The sequence below is a fragment of the Lentzea californiensis genome (assembly GCF_024648825.1).
Classification (GTDB): Bacteria; Actinomycetota; Actinomycetes; order Mycobacteriales; family Pseudonocardiaceae; genus Lentzea; species Lentzea californiensis.
The window spans coordinates 157,114-171,712 of the sequence record NZ_JANBBE010000007.1 but is presented as its reverse complement, the minus strand read 5'-3'; the positions used below and the strand labels follow the sequence as shown (position 1 = coordinate 171,712).

Annotated in this window: 9 protein-coding genes; 5 read left to right on the top strand and 4 right to left on the bottom strand. The window is 69.7% G+C overall.

Going from position 1 to position 14,599, the window contains the following annotated elements:
• The first annotated feature begins 95 nt into the window (after positions 1–95).
• The 4 genes from LX88_RS25210 to LX88_RS25195 all read left to right on the top strand — a co-directional run bounded on the left by LX88_RS25210 (position 96) and on the right by LX88_RS25195 (position 6,120).
• On the top strand, positions 96–2,240 hold the full coding sequence (locus LX88_RS25210; protein WP_258950288.1) for a N,N-dimethylformamidase beta subunit family domain-containing protein: 2,145 nt from the start codon (positions 96–98) through the stop codon (positions 2,238–2,240).
• 55 nt (positions 2,241–2,295) lie between these two features.
• The gene (locus tag LX88_RS25205; protein WP_258950287.1) at positions 2,296–3,687 is read left to right on the top strand and encodes a sigma 54-interacting transcriptional regulator; all 1,392 of its coding nucleotides are present in this window, start codon (positions 2,296–2,298) and stop codon (positions 3,685–3,687) included.
• A gap of 157 nt (positions 3,688–3,844) precedes the next feature.
• The gene (locus LX88_RS25200) at positions 3,845–5,773 is read left to right on the top strand and encodes a vWA domain-containing protein (protein WP_258950286.1); all 1,929 of its coding nucleotides are present in this window, start codon (positions 3,845–3,847) and stop codon (positions 5,771–5,773) included.
• Entirely contained in the window at positions 5,773–6,120 is a 348-nt protein-coding gene (locus LX88_RS25195) for a hypothetical protein (protein ID WP_258950285.1), read from the top strand. The genes LX88_RS25200 and LX88_RS25195 overlap by 1 nt, the downstream gene beginning before the upstream one ends.
• On the opposite strand, the gene LX88_RS25190 is transcribed toward LX88_RS25195, so the two are convergent.
• Positions 6,108–6,644 (bottom strand): DUF4240 domain-containing protein, encoded by a 537-nt coding sequence (locus LX88_RS25190; RefSeq protein WP_258950284.1) that lies wholly within the window; start codon positions 6,642–6,644, stop codon positions 6,108–6,110. The two genes, LX88_RS25195 and LX88_RS25190, sit on opposite strands and share 13 nt — an antisense overlap.
• Before the next feature lie 75 nt (positions 6,645–6,719).
• Between LX88_RS25190 and LX88_RS25185 the strand changes: the two genes are divergently transcribed.
• On the top strand, positions 6,720–7,532 hold the full coding sequence (locus LX88_RS25185; RefSeq protein WP_258950283.1) for an SCO6745 family protein: 813 nt from the start codon (positions 6,720–6,722) through the stop codon (positions 7,530–7,532).
• Here the strand turns inward: LX88_RS25185 and ctaD are convergent.
• From ctaD to LX88_RS25170, 3 genes are read right to left on the bottom strand one after another with little or no spacing between them, the layout of a single operon-like run.
• Complete coding sequence (ctaD, locus tag LX88_RS25180; RefSeq protein WP_258950282.1) at positions 7,529–9,301, bottom strand: aa3-type cytochrome oxidase subunit I; 1,773 nt, start codon at positions 9,299–9,301, stop codon at positions 7,529–7,531. The genes LX88_RS25185 and ctaD overlap by 4 nt on opposite strands.
• A 38-nt stretch (positions 9,302–9,339) precedes the next feature.
• On the bottom strand, positions 9,340–10,665 hold the full coding sequence (locus tag LX88_RS25175; protein ID WP_258950281.1) for an alpha/beta hydrolase: 1,326 nt from the start codon (positions 10,663–10,665) through the stop codon (positions 9,340–9,342).
• The gene (locus LX88_RS25170; RefSeq protein ID WP_258950280.1) at positions 10,666–14,562 is read right to left on the bottom strand and encodes an AAA family ATPase; all 3,897 of its coding nucleotides are present in this window, start codon (positions 14,560–14,562) and stop codon (positions 10,666–10,668) included.
• Positions 14,563–14,599: the final 37 nt, after the last annotated feature.

Here is a 14,599-nt window from a genome sequence, read left to right as displayed (position 1 = left end):
CCCGCAGGCTGGCCCGCCAGTCCGCGGGTGACGGGGCCCATCTGAAATCGACACAGTTGCTCATAACGCCTCGCATTGTGCTGCACGATGCCCGCATGCATCTGGGGGATGACGAAAAGGGAACCGTCGCGCGCCGGACCGTCCTGAAGGGCACGGCGGCCGCGCTCGCCGGGGTCGCGCTGGTGGCGGGTCAGCAGCCGGTCGCACACGCCGTGGTCCCGGACGACCCGGAACAGCGGCTGCTGCAGATCGTGCCCGGAGGCAACGGGATCATCTACACGCTCTACGCCGACGGCCGCATCAAGTGGTTCAAGCACCTGGGCCGCGACAACGGCACCTACAACTGGGCCAGCGGTGACGGCCGGGAGATCGGCAGCGGCTGGCAGATTCACACGAACGTGCTGGCGGACCAGAACGGCCAGCTCTTCGGTCTGTGCGGCGACGGCACGATGTGGTGGCACAAGTGGGTTCTCACGAACCCCGCCACCGGCGAGGGCTATTGGGCGCCCGGCACGAACAACGTCATCCACCGCGGTTTCGGCCAGTACTCCTACGTCTTCGGCGGCTGGGACGGTGTCTTCTACGCGGTGGACGCCCACGGCGACATGTACTGGTTCCGCTACGTCGCCGGTGACGGCTCGAACGGCCCTGGCGCGTGGGCCAACAACGGCGTCGGGCAGAAGATCGCGAGCGAGAAGCGCGACTACGACATGTTCTTCGCCGACATGAACGGCGTCATCTACGGCGTCCGGCACGGTGCGTCGCTGCACTGGTTCCGCTACCTCGCCGGTGACGGCACCAACGGTCCCGGCGCGTGGGCGAACAACGGCAACGGCATCCAGGTCGGTTCCGGCTTCGACTTCGGCTCGTGCGTCGAGCGGTTCACCGAGAACGGCGTCGTCTACGTCGTGTGGGTCAACAAGGACCACACCCAGGCAGACCACGAACTGCGCTGGTACAAGCTCGCCGACCACCTCACGATCGACACCTCCGGGGTGTTCTGGCCCAACGGCGACGGCGCGCTGGTCGGCACCGGCTTCAGCGTGACCAGAGGCGCGAACCTGCAGGGCTACACCAGCTGGTCGGTCGGACCTGGGCAAAGGCTCGACGTCGCGGTCTCGACGACGTTCGACCAGTTCAGCGCCAGCGTGCTGCGGCTCGCCGGGCCGATCGAGCAGGGTGGCGCGACGCAGGTCAGGGCGCCGCAGACGTATCGGGGGCAGCGGCACCTGCTCCGGTCCGGTTACCGGGCGAACGGGCCCGCCTGGCCGGCGTCGTTCTCCTTCACCGTGCCCGACGACTGGCAGTCCGGGTTCCACGTCGTGAAGCTCGAAGGCCCGCACGGCCTGAGGCAGTACATCCCGTTCGTGGTGAAGCCGAAGCAGCCGCGAGAGAAGGTGGCGCTGCTCCTGCCGTACCTGACGCACAACGCCTACAACCACTGGGGCGGCCACTTCCAGTACTCCTGGGAACCGGAGTACGGGAGGCGTCAGATCTCCACCCGGCGGCCGTTCGCGAACGCCTACGTCGAGGCTCCCGGGTTCATCGACGTCCGGTTCCACGGCGACCTGCTGCTGATGAAGTGGTTCGCGGACAACAACGTCGCCTATGACTGCTACCAGGACCTCGACCTGCACGACCCGTCGTGGCTGGCGCAGTACAAGACGCTCGTCCTCGCGACGCACCCCGAGTACTGGACGCCGGAGATGCGCACGGCGCTGGAGACCTACCTCGCCAACGGCGGCCGTGTGATCTACACGGGCGGCAACGGCATGTACGAGCGAGTCGACTACGACGCTTCCGGCGGGTTCGTGCTGCACCGCAACCAGCAGGGCCACCGCTGGCTGTGGCGCGACCAGGGACGGCCGGAGTCGCAGGTGCTCGGCGTCGCGTACGACAGCTACTCCTACATGGAGATGTACCCGTACGTCGTCACCGCCGCCCATCCGTTCCTGGAGGGCACCGGGCTCGCGGTCGGCGACCGGTTCGGCGAGACCGGGTACAACTTCGCGGCCAGCGGCTGGGAGGTCGACACCAGGGCCGGCGCGGGCCCGGAGGCACCCGGCGTCGTCCAGTTCGCTCAAGGAGAACAGGCGCACGGCGCCGAGATGTGCGTCCTGCCCAAGCCGAACGGTGGATGGGTGTTCAGCGCGAGTTCCCTGTGTTTCAACGGTGCTCTCGCCCATGACCTGAAGATGTCGCGGATTCTGCTCAACGCGGTGAACGCCGCTCAGGCCTAGGCCCTGGAGTCGCTCCACGTCGACGGGTCAGGTTCTGGTGCGTAGCGTCGTCTGCGTGACCCAGAACCTGGCCCGCACGGCGGGCGAACTGCGCGCCGCCGGGCACCTGCCGCGCGGCGTCAAGACCGAGATCAGGGAGAACCTCCTCGCGGCCCTGCGCGAAGGACGCAACCCGTGGCCCGGCATCGTCGGTTTCGACCGCACGGTGCTCCCGCAGCTCGAACGCGCGCTGCTCGCCGGCCACGACGTCGTCCTGCTCGGCGAGCGCGGGCAGGGCAAGACCCGCCTGCTGCGCGGCCTGATCTCGTTGCTCGACGAGTGGACACCCGTCATCGAGGGCTCCGAGCTGGGCGAACACCCGCTCGACCCGATCACTCCGGAGTCGAAGCGGCGTGCCGCCGAGCTCGGCGACGACCTGCCGGTGGTGTGGCGGCACCGCGGCGAGCGCTACGCGGAGAAGCTCGCGACACCCGACACGTCCGTAGGCGACCTGGTCGGCGACGTCGACCCGGTGAAGGTGGCCGAAGGGCGGTCGCTCGGTGACCCGGAGACCATCCACTACGGCATGCTCCCGCGTGCCCACCGCGGCATCATCGCCATCAACGAGCTCCCCGACCTGGCCGAACGCATCCAGGTGTCGTTGCTCAACGTCATGGAGGAGCGCGACATCCAGGTCCGCGGCTACACGCTGCGGCTGCCGCTGGACGTGCTGCTCGTGGCGACCGCAAACCCCGAGGACTACACGAACCGCGGCCGCATCATCACGCCGCTGAAGGACCGCTTCGGCGCCGAGGTGCGCACGCACTACCCGTTGGAGATCGAGGCCGAGGTCGACCTGGTGCGCCAGGAGGCGGACCTGGTCGCCGAGGTGGGCGACCACCTGCTGGAGATCATCGCCCGGTTCGTGCGGCACCTGCGCGAGTCGTCGTCGATCGACCAGCGCTCCGGTGTCTCGGCCCGGTTCGCGGTCGCGGCGGCGGAGACCGTCGCGGCGTCGGCGCTGCGCCGGTCCGCGCTGATCGGCGAGACCCCGGCCATCGCCCGCCCGGTCGACCTGGAGTCGGTGCCGGAAGTGCTGCGCGGCAAGCTCGAGTTCGAGGCGGGGGAGGAGGGCCGTGAGGAAGAGGTGCTGGTCCACCTGCTGCGCCGCTCCATCGCCGACACCGCCCGGGCCCGCTTGGCCGGGCTGAACCTGCGCGCGCTGGCCGAAGTCGTCTCGGACGGCCACCCCGTCGCCACGGGAGACCGCGTGCACGCCGGTGACCTGCTGGCCGCGTTGCCCGAGCTGCCGATCCTGCACGAGGTCGCGGCACGGCTGGGCGCGGGCCCGAAGGACCCCGTCGGCCGCATCGCCTCGGCCGTGGAGCTGGCCCTGGAGTCGCTGTACCTGACGCGCAACCTGTCGAAGGACAACTCCTCGGACGACGACCGATCCGTGTACGGCTGACCCCTTCCCGCGGCGAGCCGGGGAACTTCTTGTTTCCCGGCTCGCCGCCTGGGGGCAGCAGTGAAGGGACGGTGTCCCCTCCACGGACCTGACTTCCCGCCGGCCCGGCGGCAGTTGCCCGGGTCGATCGGCTGATTTCCTCGACGGAGGCGAACCGATGAGATACCGCTACGGACGCTGGGGCGGCGGCGCCGATCCGCTGGCGCCCCCGGTCGACCTCCGCGCGGCCGTGGACGAGCTCGGCCGCGAGGTCATGGAGGGCGCCTCGCCGTCGTCCGCCCTGCGCGAACTGCTGCGCCGCGGCGTCGACGGCACCCGCGGCCTCGACGACCTGACCTCGCGCCTGTGGCAGCGCCGTGCGTCGATCCAGCGCCGGCACCGCCTGGACGGCACGCTGACCGAGGTCAAGCAGCTGTTGGATCGCGCGGTCGAAGCCGAGCGCCGGGCGCTGTTCCCGGACCCGTCCGACGACGCGCGCTTCCGCGAGGCCCAGCTCGACGCCCTGCCGTCGGGCACCGCCGCGGCCGTGCAGGAACTCTCTTCCTACGACTGGCGTTCCGAGGAGGCGCGCGAGGCGTTCGAACAGATCCGCGACCTGCTCGGCCGCGAACTGCTGGACCAGCGCTTCCAGGGCATGAAGGAAGCGATGTCCAATGTGGACTCTCGTGACGTCGAGCGCATCCAGCGCATGCTGCAGGACCTCAACTCGCTGCTGGAGGCGCACGCGTCGGGTTCGCCGGACACGCCGCGCATGTTCGACGACTTCATGCGCAAGCACGGCGAGTTCTTCCCGGAGAAGCCCCGCAACGTCGACGAGCTGATCGACGCCCTGGCCGCCCGTTCGGCCGCCGCGCAACGCATGATGAACTCGATGACCGACGCTCAACGCGCCGAGCTGTCCGCGCTGTCCCAGCAGGCCTTCGGCGGCATCGGCTCCTCCCTGTCCACGCTGGACTCCCTGTTGCAACGCCTGCGGCCTGGCGAGGACTGGACGTCGTCCGCCCGCTTCCGCGGCCAGGACCCGCTGGGCCTGGGCGAGGGCGCGCAGGCCATGGCGGACCTGGCCGAACTCGACGCGCTGGCCGAGCAGCTCTCCCAGTCGTATCCGGGCGCCCGCCTGGAGGACATCGACTTGGAGGCGCTGGAACGCCAGCTGGGCGAGTCGGCCACCGTCGACGCCCGCCGCCTCGCGGAGCTGGAGAAGGCACTGCGTTCGCAGAACATCGTGGAACGCGCCCCCGACGGTTCCCTGAAGCTGACGCCGAAAGCGTTGCGGCGCCTCGGCGAAACGGCCCTGCGCGGCGTCGTGGACCAGCTGCGTTCGTCGCAGGGCTCCCGCGAGACCACCTCGGCCGGTGCCGCGGGCGAACTGATCGGCTCGACCCGCCCGTGGCAGTTCGGCGACACCGAACCCTGGGACGTGCCACGAACCCTGCGCAACTCCGTGCTGCGGTCCGGCAAGATGTCCATGGACGTCGTGGACCTCGAAGTGTCCGAGACCGAACACCGCACCCGTGCGGCCGTCGCGTTGTGCGTCGACACCTCCTGGTCGATGGTGCAGGACGGCCGTTGGGTGCCGATGAAACGCACGGCGTTGGCGTTGCACCACCTCGTGCGCACCCGTTTCCGGACGGATGCTCTTCAGCTGGTGACGTTCGGGCGTTATGCCGAGGCCGTGGACATCGGACAGCTGACGGCTCTGGAAGGTGTGTGGGAGCAGGGCACGAACCTGCACCACGCCCTGTTGCTGGCCGGGCGCCACGTCCGGCGCCATCCCGACGCGCAACCCGTGGTGCTGGTCGTGACCGACGGCGAACCCACCGCCCACCTCGAACCCGAGGGTGACGCGGAGTTCAACTACCCGCCGCTGCCCCGGACCCTCGCCAAGACCCTGAACGAGGTCGACGCGCTGGCCCGGCTCGGCGCGACGATCTCGGTGTTCAAGCTGGGCGACGACCCGCGGCTGGCCGCGTTCGTCGACATCGTGGCCCGGCGGGGTGGCGGGCGAGTGGTGTCGGCGGACGAGGAAGGCCTCGGCGCGGCCGTGGTCAGCGACTACCTGAAGTCCCGGCGCCGGCGGCGGTGATGCGCCGGTACCTCCTCGCGGTCGTGCTGAGCGGCGTGCCGTCCACCGTGCACGCGCTGGTGACGGGCGACGACGTGTTGCGCGCCACCAGGGCTGCCGGGTCGTTGGCCGGCGGTGGGGTGCGTGAAGGCGTGGCGGTGCACCTCGCCGTGTCAGCGTTCTGGACGGTCGTGCTGACGCGGCTTCGAGTGCGGGGTGCCGTAGCTGGTGCCGTGGCCGGGTTACTGATCGCCGCCCTCGACCTGGAGGTCGTCGGGCGCCACAACGCGCAGATCCGCGCTCTGCCGCGGGTTCCGCAGTGGCTGGACCACGTGGCGTTCGGCGTGCTCGTCGCTCAGAGGTCGTAGAGCGCTGCCAGGCGGGGGAGACGAGGGGCCATTTCGGCGCTGTCGTCGAAGTCGAAGTCCCACTCCGGATCGAGGTCGGGGTAGCGGATGCGGAAAGCGTCCTGCGGCAGCTGCATGCCCGTCGCCTTCAGGTGGGCGTTCCACGCGATCGACAGGGCCTCCTGGCACTCGAACTCCTCGCCGGACTCGGCGGCCGCCACCACCGCGGGTAAGGCCGCCAGCGAGTCGGGGTCGGCCAGGACGGCCGTGTAGACCTCCTCTCCCTGGGTGACCAGCCAGCCGCGGAAGTAGTCGAAGCCGTCGTCCGAGCAGCCGCCGTTGATCACGTAGGCCGCCGCCCACAGCGGGTTCTGGTACGAGGTGGTCAGCACCTCCCACAGGACCTGCTGGGTCGCGACGATCTCGGCGGGCGGCCGCTCGGCGAGCAGGGTGGTGGCCGCGGCCGCCACGGCGTCGCCGTCGGACGGGTCGGCCACGCTCGCCCTGGCGTCGGCGATGAGCTTCCAGAAGTTGTTCGGATCCACGTCGCTGAGCATGGCAGGGAGGTCTGACAATTTTTGGCGCCTGACTTACGAGCCGGGAGGTTCTAGGTTGTAGACATGATCAGGACTCTGTTTCGCTCGCTCGAGGCCGTGCACGGAATGATCTACTTCGCCCCGGAGGCCGACTCGCGGTACGCGAGCGCCGGTCTCGACCGGCCCGGCGGCTACTTCGCGTCCCGGGCGGCGGCGCTGGGGGCGGTCGGGGCCGAGGTCGTGATCGCGACGTTCTACAACTTCAACCCCGCGATCGTGCGGGCGCGCATCCCGCAGGCGTGGGAGACGGTCTCGCCGGAGCGCATGCTCGAACTGCGGTGGGAGGCGGCGGACGAGGCTCTCAAGAAGGTCCTGCCGGACGACCTCAAGGAGATCAACGAGCTGGCGAAGCGGGCTGCCGAGCGGTCCAAGGAGATGCCGCACGGCCGCACGTTGTTCGCCGCGCACGCCGCCCTGCCGTGGCCGGACGAACCCCGCCTGCAGCTGTTCCACGCCCAGACGCTGCTGCGCGAGTTCCGCGGCGACGGGCACCTCGCGGCCCTGCTCCGGCACAACGTCACCGGCATCGAGGCGCTTGTGCTGCACGCCGCGACCGGTGAGGTTCCGGCTGAAGCGCTGCGCAAGACGCGTGCGTGGTCCGAGGAGCAGTGGGCGGCCACGCTGGAGGACCTGCGGAAGCGCGGGCTCGTCGGCGAGGACCAGCTGCTCACGGAGAAGGGGCGCGAGCTGCGGCAGGGCATCGAGGACGACACGGACCACATGGCCGCTGCGGCCTACGACGTCCTCTCCGACCAGGAGAAGCAGCGGTTCGTCGAACTGGCCTCGCCGCTGAGCAAGGCCGTCGTCGAGGCCGGGATGGTTCCCGGCCGCCGCTAGTCCTCGTCCGTGTCGGTGCCGTCCCGTTCGGTCGACGCGAGCGCCTTCTCGGTGACCTCGTCCTTGCCCGCCCGGTGCTTGCCGGGATGGGTCAGCGAGAAGTGCGCCTCGTCGCGCATCCGCTCCACCATGTGCGGGTAGTGCAGCTCGAACGCCGGACGCTCCGAGCGGATCCGCGGCAGCTCCGTGAAGTTGTGCCGCGGCGGGGGTGAGGTCGTGGCCCACTCCAGCGAGTTGCCGTAGCCCCACGGGTCGTCCTGCGGGGCCGGGTCGCCGTAGCGGTAGGACCGGAAGACGTTCCACACGAACGGGAGCACGGACGCGCCGAGCAGGAACGCGCCGATCGTGGAGAGCGTGTTGAGGAACGTGAAGCCGTCGGAGGGCAGGTAGTCGGCGTAACGGCGTGGCATGCCCTCGTTGCCCAGCCAGTGCTGCACGAGGAACGTGCCGTGGAAGCCGAAGAACGTCGTCCAGAAGTGCAGCTTGCCCAGCGGCTCGTCCAGCATCCGGCCGGTCATCTTCGGGAACCAGAAGTAGAGGCCAGCGTACGTGGCGAACACGATCGTGCCGAACAGCACGTAGTGGAAGTGCGCCACCACGAAGTACGTGTCGGACACGTGGAAGTCGACGGCCGGTGAGGCGAGCAGGATGCCCGTCAGGCCACCGAAGAGGAACGTCACGAGGAAGCCGATCGAGAACAGCATCGGCGTCTCGAACGTCAGCTGCCCCTTCCACATCGTGCCGATCCAGTTGAAGAACTTGATGCCCGTCGGCACCGCGATGAGGAACGTCATCAGCGCGAAGAACGGCAGCAGCACCGCGCCCGTCGCGTACATGTGGTGCGCCCACACGGCCACGGACAGCATCGCGATCGCGAGGGTCGCGAACACCAGGCCCTTGTAGCCGAACAGCGGTTTGCGGCTGAACACGGGGAAGATCTCCGTCACGATCCCGAAGAACGGCAACGCGACGATGTACACCTCGGGATGGCCGAAGAACCAGAACAGGTGCTGCCACAGGATCACGCCGCCGTTGGCGGGGTCGAACACGTGCGCCCCGAGGTGCCGGTCCGCCGCCAGGCCCATCAAAGCGGCCGTGAGGATCGGGAACGCCAGCAGGATCAGCACGGCCGTCACCAGGATGTTCCAGGTGAAGACCGGCATCCGGAACATCGTCATGCCCGGCGCCCGCAGGCACACGACCGTGGTGATCATGTTGACCGCGCCGAGGATCGTGCCCAGACCGGACACCGCCAGACCCATGATCCACAGGTCCGCGCCGACACCCGGCGAGTGCACGGCGGAGGACAACGGGGTGTAGGCGAACCAGCCGAAGTCCGCCGCACCACCAGGCGTCAGGAACCCCGAGACGGTGATGATGGCCCCGAACAGGTACAGCCAGTACGAGAAGGCGTTCAGGCGCGGGAACGCGACGTCCGGCGAGCCGATCTGCAGCGGCAGGATGAAGTTCGCGAACCCGAACAGGATCGGCGTCGCGTACAGCAGCAGCATGATCGTGCCGTGCATGGTGAACAGCTGGTTGTACTGCTCGTTCGACAGGAACTGCAGCCCCGGCCGCCCCAGCTCGGCGCGCATCAGCAACGCCATCACGCCGCCGATCATGAAGAACACGAACGACGTGGTCAGGTACATGATCCCGATCTGCTTGGGATCTGTGGTCTTGAACAGCTGGAGGAAGTACGAGCCCTTGGGTCGTGCGCGCGCCGCCCCCGGATGGGGGACTACGGGCGTTGGCTTGATCGTGGTCATCGCGCCTCCTCCGTGCCAGAGGTGAATCGTCCTCCCGGTCAGACCGAGGGGCAATCCGCGACGAGCACCGCACTGGTCACCGGGACCACCGGAGCGCCCACCGAAATGCCGCTGACCTGCACGTAGTAGGCGCCGGGGGTCAATTCACCGAATCTGATCGACATCCTCTCGGAGATCGCCGGACTGCGCGATTCGACCTGTTTGCCGTTCTCGTCGAGCACCGCCACCTTCAGCGCCCGTGCCGGTGTGTCCTTCAGTTCGACGGTGACCTCCAGGTCCTCCCCGGCCAGGGCCAGGTCCGGCACGCTGACCTGCGGCTCGGTCGAGGTCACGTTGCGCGGGACGATCGGCTTCGCGGTCAGGAACGACTCCACGGCGTCCAGTACGGCGGCGTTGTCCTGCAACGACGTGTGCTGCTCCGTCACGCGGTGCAGCGTGTTCGAGTCCAACGCCAGGCCACGGCGTGCGGCACCGAGCATCGGCACGGTCGAGTCGCCGTACAGCTCGTCGCCCTCGTACGTGCGATAACAGGTGACTTTGCCGTCGGCGATACGCGCAGTGGTGGCCGTCGGCTGCTTACCGCCGAGGATCGCGTACGTCCGATCGGCGAACGAGTCGGTCAACGCGCCGTGGAACGCCATCGCGTCCGTGACCATCTTCGTGTCGAGCTCGGGCAACGACACCTCAGTGGTCTTGATGAGGCCACCAGAGGACTCGATGCACGCGTACTCGGGCAGCAGCTGGTGCAGCGACGGCATCGACCGCGCGAACTCCGTCAGGTCGATCGCCAGCGGCCCGAGCTCCTTGCGCACGCCGTTGACCAGCTGGTCCAGCGCCGCGGTCGCCCCGCGGTACGGCGTGCCCATCGTGATCAGCTTCGCGGTCCGCTCCGCCATCCCGCACTGCTCGATGCACCACCGCGCGACCAGCCCACCCATCGAGTGGCAGACGAAGCTCACCTTGGCGTCAGGCCCGATCCGGTCCAGCGCCTCGTCCACCCGCCGGGCCAGCAACGCGCCGTTGTAGCGGTTCGACAGCCGCCAGTCGTAGGCGAAAAGCAACAGGTTGCCCTTCTCGACGGTGTAGCCGAGCGAGTTCATCCGCCTGGTCACCCGGTCGTAGCCCTTCAGCGGCGTCCAGATGCCGGGGATGACGTGCAGGTCCGCCATCAGCCCCACGGGCTCGACGCCGTCGCCGGGGTGCTCGTCGCCGATGCCCTCCGGGAGCTTGAGCTTCTTCAGGCCGCGGCCGAGCGTCAGCACCGCGCGCAACGCGGCCTTGCCCGACACCTCCCACACCATGCCGTCCTCGTTGCGCAGCGTGCTGCCGAGAATTCCGGGCAGGACCACCACCAGATCGGTCATTTAGGACTCCTCGGCGAGCGTGCGGATGAGGGAGAGCAACGCGAAGTTCGCGGGCACCAGGTACGTCAGCTCGTGGATCCACGCCAGCCGCTGGCTGTGCGCGGGCAACGCCAGCCGCGAGTCTCCGGCCCGAGCGCGCGCGACCGCCTTGTACAGCGCTGCCAACGCGTGCGGCTCCAACGCCGTCACGGCCTGGGTCAGCGCCTGAGGTGACGCATGAGCTGCGAGCCCGCGCAGGACGTCGGTCACGCGCACAGGGTCTTCCACGGCGTCCAGCACGAGGTCGAGCACATCGGCGTCCTCGTCCGCGAGCAGCAGCAACGCGTGCACGGGCCGGTTGTCGCGGACGTTCTTCAGCACTTCCTTGTCCAGCAACTCCTCCCGGCGCGTCGCGAGCAGTTCACGCCGGCGTGCGGGTGTGGCGTCCACGAACTCGTCCGCGAGACTCGCGAGCAGCCACGGCCGATAGGCGAGCACGACGCCCTGCTGCTGCGCGGTCACCCGGCGTGCCTGGATGACCTGCGCCTCGATCAGGCTCGTCCCGTACAACGCCTCCGTGACGGCGACGTCCGCGTCCGTGGACAACAACTCGGGATGGCGGAGCAGGATGTCGCGCTCCTCCAGGTACGAGCGCGCGAACACCCACGACCGCGCGGTCCGCAGCAGCGTCCGGTCGACCGACAGCCAGTCCGGCGTGGTGTCCCACGGCCACGGCCCGGAGTCGTAGTGGCGGCGGGCGATGTCGTGCACGTCGTGGATCGCCTGCCGCGACTGGCCGACGTGCGTGAGCGCCTGGCACAGCCACTTCGCCGCCGCCGGATCACCGGCCCTCGTGGCCGCCGCCCGCAGCATCAGCAGCGTGGCGAGGTGCGGGCCGACGAACCGCGCGGTCACCCGTTCCCAGGTCTCGTCGACGATCTCCGGCTGCTTCAGGCCCGCGCAGAGCGTGTCGAGCGTGAACAACGCCGCCGACAACGTCGACAGCCGGTCGGTGTTCTCCGGCAGCAGGCACACCTCGACGGTGCGCAGGCCGGTGACCAGCGCCTCGCGGGGCTTGTCCGCGTCGCGCTGGCGGCGCATCAGGTTGTGCAGCGCCTGGCCGTGCACGGGCAGGCCGTCGGCGAGGTCGGCGGCCTGCCGGGCGGCGTCCAGGGCCGCGTCGGTGCGGCCGACCATGCTGTACGCGACGCTCAGGCTCAGCGCGGCGTCGGCGAGCTGGGGCCGGAACGCGGCGTGCCGGCCGAGGGTGCCGCTGATGTCCGCGGCCTGCTGCGTCATGCTGCCGGCGTCGGACAGCCTGCCCAGCGCCAGGTAGTCGCGGCTCAGTTCGACCAGCGCGCTGACCAGGTCCGCGAGGAACACCGGATTCGTCTGCGCGAGCGAGTAGTACAGCTCGACGGCCTGCTTCGACCGTTGCATCGCCTCGTAGCGCAGACCGGAGTCACTGCACCGTGCGGCGAGACACGTGATCGCGCGCGCAAGCGGTGCGTCGGTCTCCACGGCCGCAACGGCGTCACGAGCCGTGGACAGTGCGTCCCGCCTGCGCCCGAGCATCGCGTAAACCTCGCTCAGGTCCACCAGCGCGCCGCTGAGGTGTGCCGCGTACGTCGGGTTGTCGCCGCCGTGCGTCGTCGTCTTCGCGATGCGTTGCGCAAGCCGTTTGTGCGTAAGGCTTTCCGCCGTCGTCGGAGTCGACGCCACCAGCTCGCGGTACCGCACGGCAGCCTCTTCCGCGGGCGCCACGGCCTGCTGCAGACGTCCTGCCTCACGGAACCGGCGGCCCAGCTTGTTCAGCACGAAAGCCAAGTCCGCCAGGTACATCCGCAGCGTCGGCACCAGCGCGCGGAAGTGTTCGGCGGCCTCTTCGAGAGGCGGGATGGCCTCGTCGCCGCGACCCCAGTGCATCAGCTCGTTCGCCGCCGTCGTGGCCGCGAGTGCGATGTCCGGCAACAACATCCGGTTCATCACCGCGAGCGCGCGCAACCCGTCCAACGCCCGAGTGCCCGCGTGCCCGCAGTGCCGCCAGGCGTACTTCCACAGGTAACCCGGCACGTTCGGCGGGACCCCGGCCTCCATGCGCTGCCGGTACAGCTCGATCAGCGCGCAGGCCACCTTCTCCGCGTCCGGCGCGAACACCTCGTCGCGGCTCGGCGCGAACGGCGGCCGAAGGTGGTCGGCGAACGTCTGGTGCGTCAGCTTGAAGACCGCCGTGCCCTCCTCACCGTCCTGCACGACGTGACGGCCCAGTTCGGTGAGCACTGCGGTGATGTCCTCACGCGTGAACTCCTCACCGGACAACGCCTGCGCGACCGCCCTCCACTCGGCCTCGGGGAACCCCGCGCCGTAGCTCCACGTCAGCGCCGTCAGCAGCGCACGCGCCGCGGGCACCTTCGCGAGCTCACGGTCGAACGCCGCGTCCAGTGAAAGCTTCAGATCGGCGCCGCCGTCGGCGAGCACCTGGTCGGTGATCATCCACGCGGTCAGGAACGGCAGCTTCGCCAGTTCGTCCACAGTGGACTGCGCCGCGCCGGGGCCCAGCCGTGCCACGACGTACTCGCGGACGTCGGTCTCGCTGTCCGCGTCGTCCAGGTCCAGCACCTCGACCGGCGACAGCTCGGTCAGCAGGGGAGCACCGCCCGCGACCCGGTGCGCCTGCCGCGTCGAGACGATCACGACGGCGTGGCTCGCGAGCTTGGTCAGCAGCGAGGTGGCGATCGAGAACGACTCACCGCGTGCCTCGTCCAGGCCGTCGACCACCAGCACCGGCGGCGAGGCCAGCGCGCTGATGACACCGACCAGTTCGGCGGCGCCCCGGCGCGGGCCGTCGGGAGCGGGGACCAGGCCCGCGGCGACGAGCTGGCGGCTGAGCAGGTCGGCCACGCGGTCGGCGTCCATCGCGCGGGCGTGCACGGCCGCGTCGACCGAGCAAGGACCGGGGTCGGCGTGCCGGAACGACGGCCCGGTGCTCAGCAGCAGGTCGCGCTCCGCCGGGTTGGACAGGCTGACGACCCGGCCGACGACCGCGGACTTGCCGGTGCCCGGCGACCCGGTGACCACCCGCAGACCGGCCGACTCGGACTTCACCCAGCTCACGACCTTGTCGACCTGGGCGGTGCGGCCGGTGAACCACGAACGGCCGGACGTGGAGTCACCACCGCGTGCCGCGAGCAGGAGGTGCTTCACGACCGTGTTCGCGGCGTAGAGAGGGTTCGGCAGCATCGGCTGCGAGGACCCGTACTGCATGAAGCGCGGCCGTTGGACGTCGCTGTCCCACGCGTTCAGCAACGCCGTGCCGACGGCACCACCGTCGACCAACGCGATGCGATCGCTCCACCGCCGTGCGTCCTCATCGGCCGTGGGACCGGCACGCAGCAGCTTGCGCAGCTTCCCGCCGAACAGGCCGTCCCTGGCCGTTTCGACGCTCGAACACGACACCAGCACGCCCGCCCAGTGCACCTGGCCCGCCAGCAGCTCCTCCTGGACGGCGGCGACCGTGCGGACGGCCTCGTCGAGCTGGGCGCCCGAGTAGCAGGCGTCGACGATGATGAGCACCTGATGCGCGCCCGACGCGGCGCACCACAACGCGAACTCATGCAGCATGACGCCGTCGACCACGCCGTCGTTGTCCCTGGCCAGGAGCCTGAGGTTGCCCGCGACGGGGATCGCGTGCCCGCTCCACAACGCGACCAGCGCCCCGCCGTCCTGGGGTTGCTGGCGCAGCGCCTTCATGTGCGCGCGGATCTCGGCCTCGGTCGGATCCGCCAGCGGCTCGCCCTCGTAGCCCTTGAGCAGCGCATGCAGCTCCCGCACGTCGCTCACGGCGTGCTGCAGCGGCTGCACCAGCTCGTAGGAGCCGACGCCGATGCCGACGAACCTGCCTCTGACCCGATCCTGCATTGCCACTACCCCCTGTCCACACGTCGTTCTGGGGGAG